The 21,345-nt window shown below is 60.3% G+C and carries 20 protein-coding genes and 4 pseudogenes; 12 read left to right on the plus strand and 12 right to left on the minus strand.

Annotated features, from left to right (window positions below; genetic code table 11):
- Positions 1–157: 157 nt before the first annotated feature.
- Positions 158–523 (plus strand): annotated as a pseudogene (locus OMK73_RS39230) (IS110 family transposase); the annotation flags it as partial.
- Between the two features lie 165 nt (positions 524–688).
- Here OMK73_RS39230 and OMK73_RS15820 read toward each other — a convergent pair.
- Positions 689–1,975 carry a transposase gene (locus tag OMK73_RS15820; protein WP_267600424.1) on the minus strand — a complete coding sequence of 429 codons (1,287 nt, stop codon included), beginning with the start codon at positions 1,973–1,975 and terminating at the stop codon, positions 689–691.
- A 159-nt stretch (positions 1,976–2,134) separates the two neighbouring features.
- Between OMK73_RS15820 and OMK73_RS15825 the strand changes: the two genes are divergently transcribed.
- Positions 2,135–2,929 carry a transposase gene (locus tag OMK73_RS15825; RefSeq protein WP_267602877.1) on the plus strand — a complete coding sequence of 265 codons (795 nt, stop codon included), beginning with the start codon at positions 2,135–2,137 and terminating at the stop codon, positions 2,927–2,929.
- Between the two features lie 104 nt (positions 2,930–3,033).
- Here OMK73_RS15825 and OMK73_RS15830 read toward each other — a convergent pair.
- From OMK73_RS15830 to OMK73_RS15865, 8 genes and pseudogenes are all read right to left on the minus strand, one after another.
- Positions 3,034–3,234: pseudogene (locus OMK73_RS15830) on the minus strand (ISAs1 family transposase); the annotation flags it as partial.
- A gap of 28 nt (positions 3,235–3,262) precedes the next feature.
- Positions 3,263–4,336: a threonine ammonia-lyase gene (locus OMK73_RS15835; RefSeq protein ID WP_267602878.1), complete on the minus strand. Its 1,074-nt coding sequence runs from the start codon at positions 4,334–4,336 to the stop codon at positions 3,263–3,265.
- A gap of 327 nt (positions 4,337–4,663) precedes the next feature.
- Entirely contained in the window at positions 4,664–5,599 is a 936-nt protein-coding gene (locus tag OMK73_RS15840) for an SDR family NAD(P)-dependent oxidoreductase (RefSeq protein WP_267602879.1), read from the minus strand.
- Between the two features lie 153 nt (positions 5,600–5,752).
- Positions 5,753–6,805, minus strand: a complete 1,053-nt coding sequence (locus OMK73_RS15845; RefSeq protein WP_267602880.1) for an alpha/beta fold hydrolase — start codon at positions 6,803–6,805, stop codon at positions 5,753–5,755.
- A gap of 44 nt (positions 6,806–6,849) precedes the next feature.
- Entirely contained in the window at positions 6,850–7,842 is a 993-nt protein-coding gene (locus OMK73_RS15850) for a carbon-nitrogen hydrolase family protein (RefSeq protein WP_267602881.1), read from the minus strand.
- An 82-nt stretch (positions 7,843–7,924) separates the two neighbouring features.
- A complete protein-coding gene (locus OMK73_RS15855; RefSeq protein WP_267602882.1) occupies positions 7,925–8,386 on the minus strand; it encodes a MarR family winged helix-turn-helix transcriptional regulator in 462 nt (153 codons plus the stop codon).
- A gap of 315 nt (positions 8,387–8,701) precedes the next feature.
- On the minus strand, positions 8,702–9,136 hold the full coding sequence (locus OMK73_RS15860) for a hypothetical protein (protein ID WP_267602883.1): 435 nt from the start codon (positions 9,134–9,136) through the stop codon (positions 8,702–8,704).
- Between the two features lie 82 nt (positions 9,137–9,218).
- Positions 9,219–9,752, minus strand: a complete 534-nt coding sequence (locus OMK73_RS15865; protein ID WP_267602884.1) for a tautomerase family protein — start codon at positions 9,750–9,752, stop codon at positions 9,219–9,221.
- 109 nt (positions 9,753–9,861) lie between these two features.
- Here OMK73_RS15865 and OMK73_RS15870 point away from each other — a divergent pair, with 109 nt between their 5' ends.
- Positions 9,862–10,902, plus strand: a complete 1,041-nt coding sequence (locus OMK73_RS15870) for a GlxA family transcriptional regulator (RefSeq protein ID WP_267602885.1) — start codon at positions 9,862–9,864, stop codon at positions 10,900–10,902.
- A gap of 613 nt (positions 10,903–11,515) precedes the next feature.
- Here the strand turns inward: OMK73_RS15870 and OMK73_RS15875 are convergent.
- Both OMK73_RS15875 and gstA read right to left on the minus strand, forming a co-directional pair.
- Positions 11,516–12,484, minus strand: a complete 969-nt coding sequence (locus OMK73_RS15875) for an MBL fold metallo-hydrolase (protein WP_267602886.1) — start codon at positions 12,482–12,484, stop codon at positions 11,516–11,518.
- 494 nt (positions 12,485–12,978) lie between these two features.
- Positions 12,979–13,610, minus strand: a pseudogene (gene gstA / locus OMK73_RS15880) (glutathione transferase GstA); the annotation flags it as partial.
- Here gstA and OMK73_RS15885 point away from each other — a divergent pair.
- The 9 genes and pseudogenes from OMK73_RS15885 to rutF all read left to right on the plus strand — a co-directional run bounded on the left by OMK73_RS15885 (position 13,557) and on the right by rutF (position 20,371).
- Positions 13,557–13,925, plus strand: a complete 369-nt coding sequence (locus OMK73_RS15885) for an FAD-dependent monooxygenase (RefSeq protein ID WP_420715654.1) — start codon at positions 13,557–13,559, stop codon at positions 13,923–13,925. The pseudogene gstA and the gene OMK73_RS15885 overlap by 54 nt on opposite strands.
- A gap of 467 nt (positions 13,926–14,392) precedes the next feature.
- Positions 14,393–15,009, plus strand: a pseudogene (locus tag OMK73_RS15890) (tyrosine-type recombinase/integrase); the annotation flags it as partial.
- Between the two features lie 268 nt (positions 15,010–15,277).
- Positions 15,278–15,433, plus strand: coding sequence for a ProQ/FINO family protein (locus tag OMK73_RS15895; RefSeq protein WP_267602887.1), 156 nt, complete (start codon positions 15,278–15,280; stop codon positions 15,431–15,433).
- Positions 15,434–16,052: 619 nt separating this feature from the next.
- A complete protein-coding gene (gene rutA / locus OMK73_RS15900) occupies positions 16,053–17,165 on the plus strand; it encodes a pyrimidine utilization protein A (RefSeq protein ID WP_267602888.1) in 1,113 nt (370 codons plus the stop codon).
- A gap of 17 nt (positions 17,166–17,182) precedes the next feature.
- Entirely contained in the window at positions 17,183–17,980 is a 798-nt protein-coding gene (rutB, locus tag OMK73_RS15905; protein WP_267602889.1) for a pyrimidine utilization protein B, read from the plus strand.
- 22 nt (positions 17,981–18,002) lie between these two features.
- Positions 18,003–18,395 carry a pyrimidine utilization protein C gene (rutC, locus tag OMK73_RS15910; RefSeq protein WP_267602890.1) on the plus strand — a complete coding sequence of 131 codons (393 nt, stop codon included), beginning with the start codon at positions 18,003–18,005 and terminating at the stop codon, positions 18,393–18,395.
- Positions 18,396–18,399: 4 nt separating this feature from the next.
- Positions 18,400–19,206 (plus strand): pyrimidine utilization protein D, encoded by an 807-nt coding sequence (gene rutD / locus OMK73_RS15915; RefSeq protein ID WP_267602891.1) that lies wholly within the window; start codon positions 18,400–18,402, stop codon positions 19,204–19,206.
- Positions 19,203–19,793, plus strand: coding sequence for a malonic semialdehyde reductase (locus tag OMK73_RS15920; RefSeq protein ID WP_267602892.1), 591 nt, complete (start codon positions 19,203–19,205; stop codon positions 19,791–19,793). Before rutD ends, OMK73_RS15920 begins: the two co-directional genes overlap by 4 nt.
- Before the next feature lie 26 nt (positions 19,794–19,819).
- On the plus strand, positions 19,820–20,371 hold the full coding sequence (rutF, locus tag OMK73_RS15925) for an NADH-dependent FMN reductase RutF (protein ID WP_267602893.1): 552 nt from the start codon (positions 19,820–19,822) through the stop codon (positions 20,369–20,371).
- A 36-nt stretch (positions 20,372–20,407) separates the two neighbouring features.
- Here rutF and rutR read toward each other — a convergent pair whose 3' ends face one another.
- Positions 20,408–21,178: an HTH-type transcriptional regulator RutR gene (rutR, locus tag OMK73_RS15930; protein WP_267602894.1), complete on the minus strand. Its 771-nt coding sequence runs from the start codon at positions 21,176–21,178 to the stop codon at positions 20,408–20,410.
- Positions 21,179–21,345: the final 167 nt, after the last annotated feature.

The following is a 21,345-nucleotide window of genomic DNA, read 5'->3' on the forward strand; positions in this document are numbered from 1 at the left end:
CGCAGCACAAACGGTAAAGAGACCCAGACTGATTGAGTCTGAGGAGTTTTCCAGTTCACCGATGCCCTGTGCTCCACTTTTATTTTAGCCACAGGAGAGTGACATGGAAGGACTGTCTCCACTCTACCGACGCGTTGCTGGCATCGATGTCCACAAGATGCTACACGTTGTCACGGCCGTCATTGAACACCCTGACGGCACCATCGAACAGCAAAGCCGTGAATTCGGCGGGTTCAAGCGCGATTGTCGCGCCCTGACGACCTGGCTTCTTGAACTGAATGTCGAACTCGTCGTCATGGAAAGCACGGGCATCTACTGGAAGAGTATCTATGCCCATCTCGAACGCGCGGGCATCCAGGCCTGGGTCGTCAATGCGCATTTCGTCAAGCATGTCCCAGGCAGGAAAACGGACATGAACGATTCGCAGTGGCTGGCTGTCCTGGCGCGCTTCGGGTTGGTGCGCGGCAGCTTCATCCCGCCTCACGATTTGCGCGAACTGCGCCTGGTGTCCCGTTACCGGCGTAAGCTCACTGCCATGCGCGCCAGTGAAATCAACCGGCTTCATAAAATCCTCCTCAACATTAGACATGCGAATGGCTGCCTCACCGGCTGCGAAGGTGGTCGTCAACGAGGCGATTTGGCAATGGAAACAGCGATGAGACGCCGTCAGAAGCGCGCGCGGGCAATCCTACGAGGTCGGTCGCGTGTCGTTGCGTGGCGTTGGCCACTGGAATTTCTGGGACTTGCGATTCAGGCCATCGCGAAACGCAAGTCCGGTAAATTCCATGCGCAGCCACTGCGTGACCAGACCGGCCGTGACGGGCTGATTCATGCGCCATGGTGCGACCGCGTTCATCGGGAAGGTCTCGACAAGCACCAGACTCAGCAGTTGGTTCAAAGTCCAGGCCATCGAGCGAATTTGCATCCACAACTCCAGCACGGTGCGCGATTGCTGCCAGAGATTGCTCACGCCGAACCAGCGCTTGAGATTGTGAAACAGCGGTTCTATGCCCCAGCGGCGCGCGTACAACTGCACGATCTCCTGGGCGCTCAAGTCCGTTTCGCTCGCGAGCAGCAGACGGGGCTTGGTCCAGGCCTGTTTCTTCGCATCGAAGAACTGGCACCAGACGGCACGCACCAACGCGCCCTTGAGGAAGCGCGCGCGAGCCTCGGCAGAGCGCAGGCGAACCTGCTGGTCTTTGCCATAGAGCGGCATGCGCAGTTCGATCGCGGGCAGTGCTTCGATGGCCTCGGCGTTCAGGCGCTCGCCATAGATGCGCTTGCGACCACGTCTGGGTGTGGTTGGCGGTGGCGGCACGAGAAACAGCGCGGTGTCGATGCGCGCCTGTCCAATCACGTGCATTTGTCTGCGCAGCAAAGGCAATACCAGGCGGGCGCGCATGAACCACGAATCGAACAGTACGCGCACCGGCTTGTTGGCCACGCCCGCCAGAGAGCGGACCAGCACCAGCGCGATTTTCAGCTTGTTGCGGTTGCCGGTGTTTGGCACCAGCCGCGAGAGAATTGGCAGCACCAGGTTGACCCCGCCGTTGCCCAGCGCGCTCACGCCCAGCGTAACCCAGCACTGGGCCCGTATGAATTGCGGCCGATTGATCTTGCGGCTGTGGTCGTGGCGATACGCGCAACCGGGCGCCTGCTCCGAGGAGCGCGGCACCAGCGTATCGTCGATGACCAGTGTCAGCACATCGCATGGCAGCACTGTGAGCACCAGCAAGAACAATTGGCGGGCCAAACGCACGGTGCGCAAGCTGCCGCGCCCGAGAAGCTTGTAGTAGGTCGTCCAGTGCCTGCGTCGCGCGATGGCGCTGATAGCGCGCGTCACCCAGCCTTCTGGCGAAACCATACAGCCGCACAGCAGCTCGACAAAGCTCCCGCGAGAGCGAATTGGCACGGCCAGAAGCAGAAGGTTGATCCATTCGGACAGACACAGTCGTACACGGTTGGACAAAGACATGGGCAATCGCAAGAGGACCGAAAACGATCCTCATTGGCCGCCGCGCTGCTTGCGCTAAAACCCGCGCAAGCAGCGCGGCGGCCACACGATCATTGCCCCATGTCAAGCATTTTTCGATTTCTTGAATCCATTTCCAACCCGCTCGTTGAGCGGGCCTGAATGTCTAAAGTTGAGAAAATCCTCGATGACGGTGGAATCAAACTTGGCGGCGTCGTCAGCGACCTCAACGGTTTGTCGGCACGCGCGATGGTGGTCGGCCTGATCGAGGGTAAATCGATCAGTTCGCTACTCGATATGGCACGCGGCAGACTCAAACTCAGACGCGACGATCTACAAGCCGCCCTCGATGGCGATCTGACGCCGCGGCACCGATTCATTCTCGAACACATCCATGAACACATTGCAACACTCGAGCATAGTCTGGCCGAACTCGACGCCTATATCCTTGCCGCCATGGCTCCCTACCAATGGGCGCATCGCCTGCTACAGACCATACCTGGCATCGACCAGATTGCGAGCGCCCTGATTCTGATCGAAATTGGTGACGACATGACTCGCTTTGGCAGCGCCGACCGTATCGCCGCATGGGCCGCACTCTGCCCCGGGAACAACGAATCGGCTGGCAAACGCAAATCGGCACGCATCGGCAAGGGCAATTCGGTCATCCGTTACATCATGTGTGAATGTGCCAACTCGGCGTGGAAGACCAAGAGCTCGATCGCCTCCAAATACAAAAATCTGATAGTGCGCAAGACACACAAAAAGGCAATCATCGCTCTGGCTCACAAGATGATACGGTTGATCTTCCTGCTACTGACACGCAAAGTTGCGTATCACGACCCGCAGATTGACTATGCGGCCATCAGTGCCAAGAAAAACGCGCCTCGCTGGATCAAACAACTCAAGGTTATAGGCCAATGGCCCAATAACCCATCTACGTCTCCTACCACGTAGAGATCGCTACAACGAGGGGTCGGGCCTGGCGATAGTTTTACTCGCGGGCTACGCGAGCGGGAATGCGCATGCCCGTTCTATCCAGCTTTCACGGTAAGGAGATGGGTAATGACACCGCCTTTGATGTAAAGTGAACTTAACAATTCGGGGATCGCAGTGATCTCATTACTTTTATCGGCAGTCCGAACCTGCCCCAACGTCAAGCCGGTGCGGCTGCTCCAGGCCGACACCAGATGAATCGCACTTTGTTCGCCATCATGCGAGCCGCACACGCACTTGCCGTCGATAGCAATGTGATGCCCTTCCAAACTGGACTGCGCCCGCTAATGTCTTTCAAACGTTTTCTAGACGCTCTAGCGAATTGAGCCCGCGTATCAACATGTCCGCATAGCTACGCGGGTTGATATTTGCGCCACAAATAACGACAGCTACGCGCTTGCCTGCGAGCCGAGCTCTGTATGGACCCAAGGCTGCGGCGATCGCGGCCGCACCGGCCGGTTCGACCGCGATCTTTGCCTCTTGTTGTAAAAGAGCGAGCCCAGCGCAAATCAAATCGTCGTCTATCGCAACGAGGTCGTCGAGGTGCGTGCGGCACAGCTGATAAGAGTATGGCGTCACCATAGGCGGAGCGAGGCTGTCGGCGACGGTAGAAGTGCCCCCGAGTTCAATTGCATGGCCAGCCTGAAAGCTCCGGAGCATCGCGTCAGCCCCCGTCGGCTCAACGCCCAGTACTTCGCAGTTTCGATGCACCGCCTTGATCGCTGCCGCAAGACCACCGGCAAGGCCGCCGCCGCCAACTGAAACTACCACCGCATCGAGATCAGGTATTTGCTGGACTAGTTCAAGTCCTAAGGTGCCGGTACCGCAGGCAGTCCGCTCTCCGTCAAATGGGTGGAGGAACGTCATTTTCTCCTCACGCTCAATGCGCATCGCTTCGGCAAACGCTTCAGACGGGGGCTTTAATATCACTTCAGCTCCAAAGTCGCGTGCGAGCCTGACGCGCATAGGGTCTGCGATTGACTGCATGACGACCTTCGCACGAGTACCCATCTTCGAGGCGGCCCACGCAACGGCCACAGCGTGATTTCCTGCACTTACTGCGGTTACACCACGCTTGAGCGCGTCAGGAGATAGCGCAAGCATGTTCGCAAGCGCTCCGCGAGCCTTGAATGTGCCGGTGTATTGGAATAACTCCAACTTGAGTACAATCTGCGATATTCCTTTGGGCACAGTTCCCGGCCATGGAATAGCGGGCGTGCGGCGCACATAAGAAAACAGTTGAGCAGCGGTGTTCTCTATCTGTTGTAGTGTCGGCATGTTCTCTTCTTTCTGCTTTAGTGTGGGCATGTTCTCCTCTTTCCGGAAATCTCTGCCGGTTCGGCGCGTCAAGGTTTCATCGGCTTCCACTTGTAAAATCGCTTGAGGTCGCCATCGCGACGGACCCATGAACCGATTGCTGGAAAAGCCTCACCAGTTGATGGGACAAGGTAAAGAAAATCCGCCGCTCTGCTGGCGCCAAAATGCGCTTGTGCAACCGTCCATGTTGCAAATAGCCTAAGAAGTGTAGTGGCGGGCTAGCGATTGACCAAGACCGCTGATGACGGATAGGCTGTACGTATGATGCACAGCTCAGCAATTAATCTTAGCGTGATCGAACGCGCCCTTGATTGCGATATTCGACGCACGGTGCGCCGTAGCAATACGCCCTGTAGACAAACTTCAATATCATGGGCGTTAAGCAGTGGTTTCACCGCTTCCGAACTCTGTGGCGTGGAGTTTCACGAAGTCGTGCATGCTCGTCGGAGCCTTGCCGGTGAGCCTGAACAGATCGTCGGTCATGCGGTCGTATCTTCCCTGCGCATGAAGTTTGGCCATTACGGCGAGGTGCTTGACGAGATGCGCTGGCACGCCTGCTTCGCGAAGCTTTTCGGTCCACGCCGAAACCGGCACGTCGCGGTAGCGGATCGTCCGGCCGAGTGCCTCGGAAAAGGCACGCGCGTAGTGTTCGAGATCGGCCGACTCATATCCGGTCAGGTTATATACACTGCCGATGTGCGGCGCCGGGTCGTCGAGGATGACGGATACGGCGTGCGCCACATCGATGGCTGAGATCGGCGAGGTGCGACTGCTGCCTAGCGGCAACACGAGTTCATCGTGGTCACGCACGCCTGCATCGGCGAGACGCAGAAAGAAACCTTCGAGAAAGACCGTGGGTCGCACAGTGACGACCGGCAACCCCGACCATGCCAATACCTGCTCGGCAAGCCAGTGCAGCTTGTGCTGAGGGCTGTCGGTGGTCTCCGTGATGCTCATTTCGGTGACCGTCATCTGCGACATGTTCACGAAGGCCTCGACGCCGTGATGACGCGCCACCGACGCGACGTTGACCGTCGCCTCCAGATAGGCCGACGAGATCGACATACCAAAGTAGATGCGCGAGCAGCCTTCAACTGCGCGATGCATCGAAGCGAGATCGGTCAGATCGCCCACCATGACCTCGGCGCCAAGCCGGCGCAGATCCTCGGCGCGCTCATCTTCACGCCGAACAAGCGCACGCACTTTATGCCCCTTGGCAATGAGCATTTCAGTGACGTTGCGACCGATGCCACCGATAGCGCCCGCCGCTCCGGTGACGAGAATCGGTCGATCATGCGTAGATTGAATCGTCATATCGTTTACCTCTTCGTTGCGTTCAAACGGATCGAAATCCGGCGGCCCTCACGACCTCTGTTGTTGTGCACGCCTGATGTCGCGTCACGAATATATGCATGCACACTTAAAGACGACATTCGTCCGGATAGCGTGACTTCTCGGATCGTCTGTTCAATGTTGATGATCGCCTTGCAGGAAATCAAGCATCGTTCTGGCGACGCGTTCCGGCTGCTCTTCCTGGATAAAGTGACCGCTGTTCTCCACATTGACTGCCGTGAGATTCGCCGCTTTTTGGCCGACGACTTTCTTCATCCATCCGTAGGCCGGGCCACCCATCGCAAGGACCGGCATTTGCAGCGTGGCGTAAGTCTTGTTGTCGAGCACGTCCTGGGGGAAAGCCTGATACCACGCGTTGCTTGCGCGGATCGCGTCGGCGGTGTTATATGCCCGCTCATACACTGCGCGGTCTCGCGCATCCACCGCGCCCGCATCCACCAGGAAATAGTTGAAGATCCAGTCCTGTTCCACCCGGATGTGTCCCGCGAGAAGCTTTTCCGGCAGCCCCTGGACCTGGTTGAACGCGAACCACCACAGATACGCGCGTGCCGTGCCCAGCTTGTCGCCAAACGCGCCTTGCGCGGGCAGCAGCGGGAACGACATCAGGCTGTCGTCGGGGTGCGGCAACTCTATCATCACTAGCTTGTCGGTCGCTTGCGGGTAGTTCTCCGCATAGGCGAAAGCCACGGCCGAGCCGATGTCGTGTCCGGCGACGCTGGCCTTGTCATAGCCCAATGATTGCACCAGTTCATGGATATCCTTCGACATGGTCTTCTTGTCGTACCCGTCGGCGGGCCTCGACGACGACCCCATGCCGCGCAGGTCAACGGCGATGACGGTGTAATGCTCGGCGAGCGTCGGCATGACCTTGTGGAACGTCCACCAGGTCTCCGGCCAGCCGGGCAGCAGCACCAGCGGTTCGCCCTTGCCGCCGACGACGTAGTGCAACCGCACGCCGTTGACCTCGGCGTAGCGGTTCCTGAATCCGGCTAGCGATTTCACCAGGGCCGCGTCGGATACGGCGGCGACCTTGGCCGTAGCGGTCTTGTGTACCACCGCTACATCAGTGCGGACTTGAGTCTTCGCCTGCGCGAAACTCGGAAAAGCGGTTAGCACAAGAGCGGCTATCGCGGCGCTCGCAGCGCCAATTCTGGCAATGACTTTCAAAGTGCATCTCCATCGATTTATAGGGACTAAATAAGTCGACCTGTTCACGAAATCGCGGTGCGCAGATCGTCCGGGTTTTGTTCAGCGCTCGATGGGTCGTGCACAGGGCGTTGATGAACATGTGCCGTGGGCGTGCGGTCGATCAACAGACTGAGCAGTTCCGGCCGGTTGTAGTGGCCGGCCGAATCCATCAACAACTTGCGTCGGTCGATCAGTGCAAAATCGAGGTCGGCGATGACTTCACCCTCACCCGACCGGAGCGGTTCACCGATCAACATGCCATCGGGGGTCACGATCGTGGTGAAGCAACCGCCGGAGATCGGGCCGATCTCGCAGCCTGTGTCCTTCATGATTTGCGCCTGCTGATCGGCATCCAGCCAGGCCGTTGCATTGACGACGAAGCAGCCGGACTCAAGCGCGTGCTGGCGGATATTGATTTCCATTCTTTGCGCAAACCCTTCACCGAACGCAGAACCCGGATACATCGCCGAATGGATCTGCTCGCCGTCGGCGATCATCGCGTAGCGCGCCAGCGGATTGTTGTGCTCAAAGCAAGCCAGTTGCCCAATGCGACCGACCTTGCTGTCGACCGCGCACAGACCCGATCCGTCCCCCTGGCCCCAGACCATTCGCTCGAAATGGGTCGGTGTGATCTTGCGGCGGCGTTGGATCAAGGTGCCGTCGGCATCGAACAACAATTGAGTGTTGTAGATAGTTCCGCCGTCACGCTCGTTGACGCCGATCGACACCACCATGCCAGCCTTTCTGGCTGCCTCGCCGATTGCATCGGTTGCGGGAGACGGTACTGTCACGGCCTGGTCGAGCAACCTCAGATGCTCGGTGCCGGACAAAAGCTGTATCGGCGTCTGGACTGCGGAGAAATACGGATAGTAGGGCACCACGGTCTCCGGGAAGGTGGCGAACTGCACACCCATCTGACCAAGCTCGTGGATCTTCTGCACGACCTTCTCGACGGTCCCTTCGCGGCTGTAGAGAACCGGGCTGATCTGGACGGCGGCGGCTTTGACGACTTTCATTACGAACTCCTTGATGACTATGATAGGAGGGGCACGGAGCGCCCTGCTACGCTGCATATGCAACATTGGTGACTAAAGAAAATTATGTGCGACGCGGCAGTTCGCCCGCCACGCCCATGAGCGCATTGGCACCAACCGCTCCGAGGAGGGTCGTGCCTTTAGTCTGGGCAGCCGACCACGCGGACGCGGCGCTACGGAGCAATGTTTTGCCTTCTTCCGTCGGCGAAAGGGCGCGACTGCGACCATCGTTTCCCGGGACGTCTTCGGAGACCAGCCCCTGCGAGATGAGCGGCCGCAAATTCCTTGTCAGCGTCGACCGATCGTGAAAATTCCTGCGCCCGAGGTCCGACCGGCTGAGTGGGGCAAACTCGACGATCAGTACAAGCAGGGTGAATTGACAGGCATTTATGCCGAAGGGCCGTAGCTGCTCGTCGTAGATGGCAGTCAAGACCCTGGAAATTTGCCGCGTACGCGTCAGCAGACAGTTCCGCGCAATCTCGCTGCTCACGTCATCTTCCACTTTGTGTTGAACGTCTAAAATCATGCTCGACTCATGTTGTTTATGCGATACGTTGAAGGACAAATTTCGGAGTGTCAGCGAATCCTCCGGCCTAAACGAGCGTGGCTCAGACGGCTACGCTGCTCTGCAAACTCACTACTCGATGGACGTATTTGATCGCGTAGACGTATCCCGCATGTGTCGAGCAAAGGCGGCTTTTATGAGCTTTCGTGTCACGGCCCTCAGCAAATACATTGCGATACGAAGCTAAACCACCGCGTCAGCGACACCTGTCCGAAGTTCACGTGCCTTTTCGCGGCGCCGACGTGCCAGTCGCGAATAAGCTGGGCGCCCAAACGGTCAGCTGCGGCCCGCATTCACGGCGTCGGCGTCCGGTCCGCTCAGATAGAGGTCACGGAACCGCTCGTCAACCCGTTCCCGCATCAGTTTCGAAAACAGCATCGCCGCATTCAGCGGGCGATGATTGATCACCACAGAGTCGGCTTCGCCCTGTTCGTTCAGGTGCGCCACGAGCAGAGTTTCAATCGGTACACCCTGAATCTGCGCGCGGTAGGACTCCATATACAGGCCGTTGCCGATCTCGCCCTTGTAGCTGTGATGTTGGAACTCGTAGAGTGAGACCGCGTGCTTGATCACAGACAGGATGTTCGCCCGCCCTTGGACCGGACGCTTCAGGACAGTCGCCTCAAGCGTCGCATCGTCGGCCAACCTGGCCAGCCAGAGCGGCGGCCCACCTGCAGGAGCCAGGACTGGTGCCGTATCGTTGAATTTCATGTCGGGTTTTCCTTCGGTTGTATGAACGTTGGCAGCGGGCGCGGGCATCCGCTCCCGCACCGCTGCACTACATGTGACGCTGTTACGACCTGGCACTTCTAGAGCTAATGGCATCAACGGCGGCTTCCAGCGTGATGCGTGCCTTTTCGCGCCGTCTCCGCGCGAGTCGTTCCTCGCCGACGCTGCATTCGGACTCACCGGCCAGTAGCGCATGAATGGCGGGCAGCCTGAAGATTGCGCCGCGACTGCCCCAGGTACCGTCCGGAATTTCTGTTGGAAAGACCCATACCCGCGATGCGACCTCGTCGAACGGTCGGCCCTCGGCGCGGGCGACCGCTTCCGTGACGGCTTTAACCAGCGCGTTACGCGACTCGTCGGTGTATTGCCCCTCGGGCGCCGAAGGAATAATCCGGTAGCGTACTGCCTTCGAGCGCTCTCCTCCGACGAATACCGCGGCCGGTCGGTGGAGATGAAACACAGTTACGCTCTGCGCAACCGGATTGCCCGGGTCGTACCCTTCCGCTTTGATCAGGATGTCAGTCAGTTCTTTGACCAGACGTGCTTCCGCTTCAGGCGTCAAGGCACCTTCCGGCCACAGTGCGTCGATCATTGGCATGGTGTCACTCCTTCTTCAGGTGTCTCGGTTCGCCGATCATCGGCCTTTACGGGCAGACCTGGAAGTGGCAGTATTGCCATCATTCGAGGAATATCAGACACATACGCAAATGATCACGATCCGGATCTGGGTCTATGACGGAATTCTGGCATCCGGCGTCGCGGGACCCATCGACGTCCTCAACGCCGCCAATCACCTGAGTGCACGGGAAGTCGCACATAGTCGCCATCCTTCCCCCATGTTCACCTGGCGCGTGGAATCGCTGGACGGAGGACCGGTCAAGGCCGCATCGGGCCAGAGCATTTCCGTGGACGGGAAAATCGATCCACGCAAGCGTGCAGACGCCATTCTGATAACGGCCCCTTTTTTCTCCAACATGGACGAATTCATCGGCCGCCGGAAGCAGTTGAATGCGCTGTCGTCCGCGCTACGGCGCCAAAGCGAGGCTGGCGCCGTGCTGGCCGCATACTGCACCGGCAACTACCTGCTTGCCGAGGCGGGCTTGCTGGACGGCCGGGTCGCCACGACACACTGGGCCACTGCGGCGGACTTCGCCCGACGCTATCCGCGCGTCGAGCTTCGGGCCTCGGAGATCCTGACCGCGCAAGATCGCATCATCTCGGGCGGCTCTGTGACGTCGTATCTCAATCTCGCCGTGCGGCTGGTCGAAACGTTCGCGGGCGAGAAGCTTGCCGCGATGACCGCCAAGTCGCTATTGATCGACATGAACCGGACTTCCCAAGCTTCTTACGCGAAGCTTCTCGACGAACACGGACATGCCGATCCGCTCGTCGCACGAGCTCAACAGCGCATGGAGGCGACCCTGCAGCAGGGGTTTCGGCTGAGCGAGCTTGCCGAGTGGCTCGCTGTCAGCGAGCGGACGCTTAACCGGCGTTTCAAGCTGGCAGTAGGCCTCGCGCCATTGACGTATCTGCAGAACCTGCGCATCGAAGTAGCCAAACAGTTGCTGGAATCAAGGCCCATTGGCCTTGAAGTGGTCAGTCAACGCGTCGGCTATGGTGACCTCAGCACATTCCGACAACTGTTCAAGCGCAAGACCGGTCTTTCGCCGAGCGAATATCAAATGCGATTCGCGCGCACGTCGATCACGGACGATACAGAAAGCAAGTCGCACAGCTTTCTCGATTAGCAATCCGCAACGCCGCAAAGACGGGATGCCCCGGAACCGATCCAGGATGCCGTTGATTGCACAAATCGATGCACAGCCTTGACTCTGGATTGGCCGATCTTGCGACAGACGAGCTCGACGCTCGATCCCCGATTTCCGTGGTGATGCTCGTGTGTTCCATTACCTACCTCCGCCACGATCCATTTGCCACGACCTTGCCTTCCCAGTACGACATTGGCCAAGCGAAATTACTGAAACCAGCTAGACACGCGACGCCAGGATGGCCGATGACGCAATGTTCGTCTCGACGAATCGAATGGCCGTTTGCCGAGTGGACCCGACGTCCGAACGCCCGAGCGATGACGTGGGCGATTGGCGCTTCATGGCTCCGATCTGAGCCATTGCCCGGTGTCGCATAGTCATCACACAAGACCAGCTTCGTGGTGGACTCGCACAGGCGGCCCTACCGAGGCCCGTCATTGAGGCCGTGGCCTGGTCAAACGGCTCACGCGCGTCATGACGTTGCCCGTCTGCGTCTACCACCGCCTTCATCGCCACAACGGCGAGATAGTCTGCCCGCGTTGCCTGCCTCTCCAAGAAGACCGGCGGCGCAGCGGTCCAGTACGCTCTCTAGTCAAAGAATGAAACGCTTCCCTACCGCCGAAGATACGACTCGATCCTTGAACCGTGTTGCCAGTGCGCGCATTGCCCGCCAACCGGTGCAATGCGCGCCGGCGATCAGACTAAGATTGAACTGTTCTAGCGCTTCGACAGTGTCTGGAATGATGCTTTCTGTTGCACCTGACAAATGGAAGCCGCCTAGTACCCCGTAGATCGGGACGTCAGGGAAGCGATTGCTTGCATGAGTTAATACGTCGATGAGACCTGCGTGCGAACAGGCTGTAAAAACAAACAAACCCTTGTTAGCGATATGCACGGCAACAAATCGTTCATCCACGAGGAGTTCGTCCAACTCCCATTCGCCGTCAGGGCCAAGCCTGTGCTGGCCAGGCATACCTCGCTCGAAGCTTGTCACGCGCGGGATTTCACCGCTAACGTAGAATGATTTCGACAGAACCGCCTGTTCAGCTCTCGTAATAATTAGTTCTGCACCGTTACCAGCAAGCACCTGCTGGTTTGGAATATCCTCCATCGGCATCATGCGGCCCTGCGGATTCTTGACCGCTCGCGATGCGAACATTTCTGGATGCATATAGGTTGGGACAGGCTTTCCACCGTTTGCCAAAGTTATCATCTGCAGTGCCCGTGGCATCGCTGCTGCATGATCCCAATGTCCATGTGAAAGCACCATCGCGCCGACCTTGCCAAGGTCGAGGTCGAGCCTGACGATGTTACGTTCGAATACCCACTCGTCAGGCCCCGTATCAAACAGAAGTGAGTGCGACGTGTCGCCAACACGGGCTGTAATCAGGCAAGACAAGCCGTGAGCGGCGCAACAAAGACATTCTCCGCCGAGCCATTTCATCCTGCGCCGCCAGGCGCCGGCAACCTCCGTTTCCACATACTTTGGATTTGATGAAAGGATATCGGTCACGTTATCGACTATGACCGCAATCTCCAGGCTGTCGATCGGCTCAATCATATCCGCCTCCTTAGCAGGCTGTTTCCAGGTAGATTCCAAGCTCACAATGAGCGGCTGGTGTAGGTCGCGATCCGACCGGGCCGAGACGGTCCGGTCGCTGGATCCTGACCTGATTCAATTCTCGGAGGACCGAGACATCGCGTGGGGACGGTGCGCCCTCACGGATCAGGTTGTCGCGCCTGGGAACCGCGAGACTGAAGGCCGCAGAAAGGGTAACGTGACCCCTCGAAACCTTGAGAATTGGCGCTTCTACACAACCGTGACCGATTACTGCCGACTGCATCGGGCAGTAGCCGGCCGGCACCTGGAGCGGACGCTCATCGTGCCCGCTCAGATCGTCAACAATCAGGCATTCAACGTTTGCCGTTGCTGCTTGCGACCTAACGCCGACGACCCTTGAACTCCAAATTGATTTCGGTACCGAGCACCTTGCGTGGCGAACAGTCGCCGCGAGAGCCCGACCTGATCAGTCCCGCAGCAAACCTTCCGCCAAAAAGTGCTTCCCGGACTCGCGGGCGACCAGCCACGCGTTGCTGAAACGCGGTGATAGCGGGCAGCCGCGATAAATCCAGGCCAACGTGCTTTGCCCAATTTTTTACCGTAAAAAGATAGGCGTCGGCTGCCGAGAATTGCTCTCCCAGCAACCATTTCTGGGACGTCAGGGATCGCTCCAGCAATGCATAGTATTTTAAGAGTACTTCTTGCCTTTTTCTGCGGATCAGTTCTGGCGTATCGGGATTGAAGAGCGGGGCGTAACTCGTGTGCAAATCAGAATTAATGAAACCAAGCCATTCCTGCAGGCGGTACCGCGCCATCGTCCCATTGCGAGGAACGAGATCGCGTTCTGGCTTCAAGTCCGCGAGGAACTGCATGATTGCAGGACCTTCCGTAAGAAAACTCCTGTCGTCCAGTTCGAGCACTGGAACGTTTCCCTTTGGATTGATTGTGAAAAAGTCGATTTCGCCTTGCGTGCGCTTCGTCGAAATGTCCACCTTTTCGAGTTCAATTGCGATACCGACTTCGCGTGCGACGCAAGCGAGCACGCTCCCGGCGAGTATAGGGCGAGTCGGACCTGAGCGACGAGACCGTTCTGAGCAAGATTCGTGTTCTGGTCGGTGACCCGAATCTCGAGGTCGAGCTTGTGCGGAAATCAGTTTGGTATGTGAACCAGGCATACGCGACGTCGTATTCAAAGGGAGGTGTGTTCTGCGGCGGCGACGCCACCCATCGTCATCCTCCATCGAGCGGCCTTGGCCTGGATACCTGCGTACAGGATGCGTTCAACCTTGCTTGGAAGATAGCGTACGTGGTCAAAGGCTACGCGGGCGAGCAGTTTCTAGAGAGCTATTCGTCGGAGCGCGCGCCTGTCGGCAAGCAGATTGTTCTGCGCGCGAATCAATCGCGGGGAGGTCCGTCGCGGCAAGAACGATGTTGGTGTTAACGGGGGAGTACGCGTGAGCTTCTGACCGCTGCCCCGTAAGTGATGCATAACGAGTTGTCCCGAGGCCAGCCCATCCGGTCACGGCCCTGCGCGGCAACCTGATTAAGCAGCATCGCATTTTCTCGCGGGTGTAGATCAACGCGCTGCGCCTACACCCCGGTTCTACATCATCAATGAGTACGCCAGGAGACACTCTAGTGATGATTTACCTTCTCGGATTTTTCTCTTCGAAGCGCTGTGGTTCTTCCCCTATAGAAAAGTCTTCCAAGCCGCTCGCTTTAGCGGTTACTACGCCTACTTGGCCTTGCTTCCTATAATCGGCCCCCTTGCTCTGCATTTGGATACTTGCGTATCGTCCCTGGCCTCTGAAGACCAAGTTAGTTAGATCCTATTCACCTATGTGGTCTAGTACTAAACCGATGCCGCGCTAGTGGGAGGGAATCGACGCCATACCGGGTACGATCGGCAGTGCGACCGAGCGCGACCGCCTGCACGCGGCGCGCTGCCGCTGGCTGCTGACCGTGCTGTATCTCGGCGGCTTGCGGGCGGCGGAGGTGGCCAGCACGCGCATGGGGGCGTTTTTCTGCCGCCGTGACAGCCAGGGCCTGGAGCGTTGGTGGCTGGAGGTGACGGGCAAGGGGACAAGACGCGGCTGGTGCCGGCCACGGACGAAATGATGGTGGAGCTGGCGCGCTATCGCGCCGCCCACGGCCTGCCGCCGATGCCATTGCCAGGCGAGGACCGCCCCATCGTGCTACCGGTCATTGGCAAGGAAAAACCCTTGTCGCGCGGCGCGCTTCACCTGGTGCTCAAGGAGATCTTCGCGCTGGCGGCCGAGCGCCTGCGCGCACGCGGACCGGATTGGGAAAGCCGGGCCGAGGTGCTGGCCAGCGCGTCGGCGCACTGGCTGCGCCATACGGCGGGGTCGCATATGACGGACCAGCAGGTGGACCTGCGCTTTGTCAGGGACAATTTCGGGCATGCGTCCATCTCGACCACCAGCGCCTACCTCCACACGGAAGACGATGCGCGGCACGAAGCTACGCAGGAACGTCACCGGATCGGGTGGAAGCGCGAAGTGTGACCGGGGCACCCGCCCCGGGGCCAGAATGTGCCTGGTTTGGCCGATGCCACGCCGCGGCGCGGGCGGCAACGCGAATCGTGACGGATTGCCATGCACGAGGCTTCTGTTTCTAATGTCTGGGCACGATGGGCTTCGAACAACTGGCGGCACTCAAGGAACAACTGGCAAAAGTAGCTAAAACGCCACGGGCGAGGACGCGACGTGCACCCCAGTTTCAGCCAGCCCGGCTAGGCCCGTTAAGCCCGTCGATCCGGTGCTGCAGGCCATCGTGAAGCTGCAACAGCGCTTTCCAAAAACCTTTCCAAAGAATCCCGCACCAAAGGTGTCGCTCAAGATCGGCCTCTTCGAGGATCTCATCTTGCACGCGCGGGAACTTGGAGGCATCCGAGCAGCGAACCACGCGCCACCGTCAAACAATCAATAGCTCGTCTGAAACCTACCCTGACGGAGCCGATATTGCGCGACGCAATCCGGACCTGGTGCCGCGCACCCGCCACTGGACCGGCCTACTGGAAGGTGCCGCGCGCATGGATCTGGCGGGACACGTTGCGCGGGCCGATGCGACGCGGGCGCACCAACTGCAAGCCCATCGCGGAGTGCGTGCGTTATCTCAACCCGCTACTGCACCGAAGCCGAACTGATCTGTGACGACGGCACGGCACCGCATGCGTGCGCTCGACAACTGGAATCCATTGCTCCCCGTCGAACTGCCGCGGTCACCACTGCAGCCACCATCGTTGCGCGCTGTGCTTCCTGCTCTTGTTTGGACTTGCACCCACTGGAAAAGCACCGCCTAAACAAGGCGCACACCCGTGGCGGGCATGGCACTGTCTCGGCGCATGCGCGCACCATTGCCGTGAGCCAGATGAAAACCAAATGATCCAACTTGGACCATTTGGTCAAATAAAATCCAATACTAATACTCAAGTCATTGATTAATAATGCTATTTTGCATATGGCACGATGCATGCTAGTACGGACTACCCTGGCACGGATGCAACGGCATGACGCGGATCAGGGCCCTTTGACCAAATGAGGAAAACATGAACGTCGGCGTCTTCATTCCCATCGGCAACAATGGCTGGCTCATCTCGGAGAACGCTCCGCAGTACAAGCCCACGTTCGAGCTCAACAAGCAGATCACACAGACGGCCGAGCACTATGGCCTGGACTTCGCGCTCTCCATGATCAAGCTGCGCGGCTTCGGGGGCAAAACCGAATTTTGGGACCACAACCTGGAGTCTTTCACGCTGATGGCAGGCCTGGCCGCGGTCACCTCCAAGATCAAGCTCTTCGCTACCGCCGCCACGCTCACCATGCCCCCTGCCATCGTAGCGCGCATGGCCGCCACCATCGACTCGATTTCGGGCGGGCGCTTTGGTGTGAACCTGGTGACCGGCTGGCAGCGGCCGGAGTATTCGCAGATGGGCATGTGGCCGGGCGACCAGTTCTTCGGCACTCGCTACCAATACCTCTCGGAGTATGTGCAGGTGCTTCGCGATCTCTGGGCCACCGGCAAATCCGATTTCAAGGGCGAGCATTTCGCCATGGAGGACTGCCGCGTGAGCCCTACGCCGCAGGCGGATATGAAGGTGATCTGTGCCGGCCAGAGCGACGCAGGCATGGATTTCTCGGCCAGGTACGCCGACTACAATTTCTGCTTCGGCAAAGGCGTCAACACGCCCAAGGCCTTCGCTCCGGCAGCGGAGAAGCTGATCGAGGCCACGAGGAAGACGGGCCGCCAAGTGACTTCCTATGTCCTGATGATGGTGATCGCAGACGAGACCGACGAGGCCGCCCGGGCCAAGTGGGAGCACTACAAGGCCGGTGCCGACCACGAGGCAATTGCCTGGCTTGGGCAGCAGGGCGCAGTCGACACCAAATCCGGCGCCGACACCAATGTGCGCCAGATGGCCGACCCGACCTCGGCCGTCAATATCAACATGGGCACGCTGGTGGGCTCCTACGAGAACGTCGCCCGCATGCTCGACGAAGTCGCCGAGGTGCCGGGCACCGAAGGCGTGTTGCTGACCTTCGACCATTTTGTGGAAGGCGTGCAGGCCTTCGGCGAGCGCGTCCAGCCCCTGATGAAGAGCCGCGCCCACGTGGACAGCCCCGTCCCCTCGCTGGTTCAGTCCAAGCGCCAGGCCGCATGACGGCAAGGAGGATCGCCATGACGACGCCGAAGAACACCACCCTCACCTCGTCCACGCCCGTCGGTGTGCCCGGTGCGCCCGGCACCCCCGCGCCGATGGTGCTGCCGGCACGCCCCGAGCCTGTGGCCTTGCTCGCTGCCAACACCGCCCTGATAGTCGTCGATATGCAGAACGCCTATGCCTCGGCCCAGGGCTACCTGGATCTGGCTGGCTTCGACATCTCGGGTGCGCAGGCCGCTACAGCCAACATCGCGCGCGCCATCGCCGCGGCGCGTGCCGCAGGGATCCTGGTCGTGTTCCTGCAGAACGGCTGGGATGCGAACTACGTGGAAGCTGGCGGGCCCGGTTCGCCAAACTGGTACAAGTCCAACGCGCTCAAGACGATGCGTAGCAAGCCCAAGTTGCAGGGCAAGTTCCTCGCAAAGGGCGGCTGGGACTACGCGCTGGTCGATGCACTGGTGCCACACCCTGGCGACATCGTAGTGCCCAAGACGCGCTACAGCGGCTTCTTCAACTGCATGCTAGACAGCACGCTGCGCTCACGTGGTATCCGCAACCTGGTCTTCACCGGCATCGCGACCAACGTGTGCGTCGAATCCACGTTGCGCGACGGCTTTCACCTGGAGTACTTCGGCGTGGTACTGGAGGACGCCACGCACCAGGCCGGTCCGGACTATATCCAGAAGGCGGCGATCTACAACATCGAGACCTTCTTCGGTTGGGTCTCCAACGTGGACGACTTCTGCCGCACTGTGGCACCCGAAGCCGCCGTACAACCCACACAACTCGTGCCGGCCGAGCCGGCCATCGCCTGATCTTCACAAAGAGGAGCACACCATGCCCATGCAAGCCATCATCCCGCCGGGTACCGGCACCCCCATCGCTCCCTTCGTTCCCGGCACGCTCGCCGACGGCGTGCTCTACGTCTCGGGCACGTTGCCCTTCGACAAGGACAACAACGTGGTCCACGTGGGCGACGCCGCCGCGCAGACGCGCCACGTACTCACCATCATCAAGGGCGTGGTGGAGGCCGCCGGGGGCACGATGAACGACGTGACATTCAACATGATCATGCTCAAGGACTGGGCCGATTACGCCAAGATCAACGCAGTCTATGCCGAGTTCTTCCCTGGCACCAAGCCCGCACGCTACTGCATCCAATGCGGGCTGGTGAAACCCGACGCGCTGGTGGAGATCGCCTCCATTGCCCACGTAGGCAAGGGGGCCTGACGCGATGACCTTGACCTACGATCTGCACGGCCCGGTAGACGCCTGCGAGACAGTGCTCCTCTCCTCCGGCCTGGGCGGCTCTGCCGGCTTCTGGCAGCCGCAGATCCCGGCGCTGGTGGAAGCAGGCTACCGCGTGATCGCCTACGACCAGCACGGCACGGGCCGTAGCCCCGGCACGCTACCCCTGCCCTACACCATCACCCACATGGCGCAGGACGTGGCCGAGATCCTGGATGCCACTGGCACCGCACGCTGCCATCTCGCCGGCCATGCACTGGGGGGCTTGGTGGGCCTGCAACTGGCGCTGGATGCGCCGGACCGGATCGCAAGCCTTATCCTGGTCAACGCCTGGTCGAAACCCAATCCGCATTCGGCGCGCTGTTTCGACGCGCGGCTGGCGCTGCTGAGGGCCTGCGGTCCGCGCGCCTACGTGGAAGCGCAACCCATCTTCTTGTACCCCGCCGCCTGGTGCGCCGCGCACGCGGAGCGCGTGCAGGCCGAGGTGGAGCATGCCTTCTCCCACTTCCCGGGCGAAGCCACCATGCGCGCGCGCATCGGCGCCCTGCGTGCCTTCGACGTAGATGCCCGCTTGTCCGAGATTGCCGTGCCCACACTGGTGGCGGCTGCCGCCGACGACACACTGGTGCCCTGGACTTGCTCCCGGCGCCTGGCCGACGGCCTGCCAAACGCCACGCTGGACTGCGTGCCGCATGGCGGCCATGCGCACAGTGTCACCGAGGCCGAACCCTTCAACCGCAGCTTGCTGAGCTTTCTGGCCGGCGTCACAACCCGCAACGAGATTGCCGCATGAGTACCCACCTGGACGATATCGCGCTGGGAACGCTGTTCTCCGAAGCCCGCAGCCACAACGGCTGGACCGCGGAGCCCGTGAGCGACGCGCTGTTGCAGCAAATCTACATGCTTGCGCGCATGGGCCCCACCTCGGCCAACTGCTCGCCCGGGCGTTTCGTCTTCGTGCGCACGCCCGAGGGCAAGCAGCGCCTGGCGCCCGCGTTGTCCAAGGGCAACCTGGAGAAGACCCTGAGCGCGCCCGTGACCGTGATCTCGGCCTGGGACACGGCCTTCTACGACAAGCTGCCTGTCTTGTTCCCGCATGCGGATGCAAAGAGCTGGTTCACCGGCAGCCCCGCGGCGGCGCACGAGACGGCCTTTCGCAACGGCACGCTGCAAGCGGCCTACCTGATCCTGGCGGCCCGCGCGCTGGGACTCGACGCGGGGCCGATGTCGGGCTTTGACCAAGCGAAAGTGAATGCCGAGTTCTTCGGCGGTACCACATGGACCGCCAATTTCCTGATCAACCTCGGCCATGGCGACGCCTCGAAGGTGTTCGGGCGCCTGCCGCGGCTCGACTTTACCGACGCCTGCGCGCTGGCCTGATGCGCCCCCTTCACCGGAGCCTAACCATGCTGAATACCACTACCCCTGAGGCCGCGTCCACAGCGATAGCGCCATCGTCCGCGCTACCCAAGAGCGACTACCGCGACGCGATGGCGCGCCTGGGCGCGGCAGTCAACATCATTACCACCGATGGTCCCGGTGGACGCGCGGGCTTCACCGCCTCGGCCGTCTGCAGCGTCACCGACGATCCGCCCACGCTGCTGGTTTGCCTTAACCGCGCGGCCTCTGTGTACCCCGCCTTCCTGGCCAACGGCGTGCTCTGCGTGAACGCGCTCGGCGCCGGCCAGCAGGCACTCTCCAGCCTGTTCGGCGGCAAGACACCGATGCACGAGCGCTTCGCGGCTGGCCGATGGGGCCGCAAGCTGACGGGGGCGCCGGTGCTCGAGGGCGCGGCAGTGTCGTTCGACTGCCGCGTGGTGCGAAGCACCAGCGTGGGCACGCACGAGGTACTGTTCTGTGAGGTCATCGCCCTCACCGCGCACACCGCGCACACCGACGCGCACGGTCTCATGTACTTCGGGCGCCAGTACCACGACTTGCGCTCGAATGCGCACTGAATATCTGCGGCAATGCATCGCGGGACGGATGCTGCATCAGGGCAGCGACGCCTGCGCACGTACCGCGATGCCCTCCAGCACGATCCGCTGCACGTTCTCCACCGTCTGCTCGAAGAATGCCGGGTCTTCCAGCGTGCGCCCGGTGATGGCCTGCACCTGCACCGCGAAGTCGGCGTAGTGCTGGGTGGTGGCCCATAGCGCGAATACCAAGTGGTGCGGCTCCACCGGCGCCAGACGGCCGGCGGCGACCCAAGCACGGATCACCTCGGCTTTGCGCTCCACCTGGTCGCGCAACTCGCGCGCCAGTTCGTCACGCATCAGCGGCGCACCCTGGACCATCTCCAGGCAGAACAGGCGTGAGGCATCGGGCTGGTCGCGCGAGATCACGAGCTTGCGCCGGATGTAGTCGGCGATGGCCTCGCGCGGGTCCTGCTCGACACTGAAACTGCGCAGCGGCTCCAGCCACAAAGCTAGCAAGTCGCGCAGCACCGAGACGTAGAGGTCCTCCTTGTTGGAGAAGTAATACAGCAGGTTGCTCTTGGACACGTCGGCGCGCGCCGCGACCTGGTCGAGCGAGGTGCCATGCAGCCCGAAGCGTGAGAACAGCCCCAGCGCCGCACCGAGGATGGCAGCGCGCTTGTCCTCGATCTGGCGCCACCGCCGGCTACCCGCCGGCGCCTGGCGCACGCCGGACACGGAGCTCTTGGCTGCGGCCTTCGCCACTACCGATGTTGTGGTTTTTCGCGCTGTCTTACGCGCTGTCTTGCGCTGCGCGATGGCCTTGTCCTTCTTAGTCTCTGGTGGCATGTACTGCTATTCCCTGGCGTTGCTAATGGTGTATTGAAGCACACCATGCACGAACCGTGCGCGGTGTGACAACCCGGAAAGCATGCCACAGGACGTGACATCGGGCGCACCACCACGACTCAGTCGAAATGACCACCGTGGTGCCTCATATGTTGTGGCCCTCGAAA

This window comes from Cupriavidus sp. D39, assembly GCF_026627925.1.
Lineage (GTDB): Bacteria > Pseudomonadota > Gammaproteobacteria > Burkholderiales > Burkholderiaceae > Cupriavidus > Cupriavidus ulmosensis.

What these genes read in the sequence shown, in the direction of transcription:
- OMK73_RS15855 (WP_267602882.1), bottom strand. Translation starts at nt 8,386, where the DNA reads ATGATTTTAGACGTTCAACACAAAGTGGAAGATGACGTGAGCAGCGAG.
- OMK73_RS15820 (WP_267600424.1), bottom strand. Translation starts at nt 1,975, where the DNA reads ATGTCTTTGTCCAACCGTGTACGACTGTGTCTGTCCGAATGGATCAAC.
- rutD (WP_267602891.1), top strand. Translation starts at nt 18,400, where the DNA reads ATGACCTTGACCTACGATCTGCACGGCCCGGTAGACGCCTGCGAGACA.
- rutC (WP_267602890.1), top strand. Translation starts at nt 18,003, where the DNA reads ATGCCCATGCAAGCCATCATCCCGCCGGGTACCGGCACCCCCATCGCT.
- rutR (WP_267602894.1), bottom strand. Translation starts at nt 21,178, where the DNA reads ATGCCACCAGAGACTAAGAAGGACAAGGCCATCGCGCAGCGCAAGACA.
- rutA (WP_267602888.1), top strand. Translation starts at nt 16,053, where the DNA reads ATGAACGTCGGCGTCTTCATTCCCATCGGCAACAATGGCTGGCTCATC.
- rutB (WP_267602889.1), top strand. Translation starts at nt 17,183, where the DNA reads ATGACGACGCCGAAGAACACCACCCTCACCTCGTCCACGCCCGTCGGT.
- OMK73_RS15840 (WP_267602879.1), bottom strand. Translation starts at nt 5,599, where the DNA reads ATGACGATTCAATCTACGCATGATCGACCGATTCTCGTCACCGGAGCG.
- OMK73_RS15875 (WP_267602886.1), bottom strand. Translation starts at nt 12,484, where the DNA reads ATGATTGAGCCGATCGACAGCCTGGAGATTGCGGTCATAGTCGATAAC.
- rutF (WP_267602893.1), top strand. Translation starts at nt 19,820, where the DNA reads ATGCTGAATACCACTACCCCTGAGGCCGCGTCCACAGCGATAGCGCCA.
- OMK73_RS15920 (WP_267602892.1), top strand. Translation starts at nt 19,203, where the DNA reads ATGAGTACCCACCTGGACGATATCGCGCTGGGAACGCTGTTCTCCGAA.
- OMK73_RS15825 (WP_267602877.1), top strand. Translation starts at nt 2,135, where the DNA reads ATGTCTAAAGTTGAGAAAATCCTCGATGACGGTGGAATCAAACTTGGC.
- OMK73_RS15865 (WP_267602884.1), bottom strand. Translation starts at nt 9,752, where the DNA reads ATGCCAATGATCGACGCACTGTGGCCGGAAGGTGCCTTGACGCCTGAA.
- OMK73_RS15870 (WP_267602885.1), top strand. Translation starts at nt 9,862, where the DNA reads ATGATCACGATCCGGATCTGGGTCTATGACGGAATTCTGGCATCCGGC.
- OMK73_RS15850 (WP_267602881.1), bottom strand. Translation starts at nt 7,842, where the DNA reads ATGAAAGTCGTCAAAGCCGCCGCCGTCCAGATCAGCCCGGTTCTCTAC.
- OMK73_RS15860 (WP_267602883.1), bottom strand. Translation starts at nt 9,136, where the DNA reads ATGAAATTCAACGATACGGCACCAGTCCTGGCTCCTGCAGGTGGGCCG.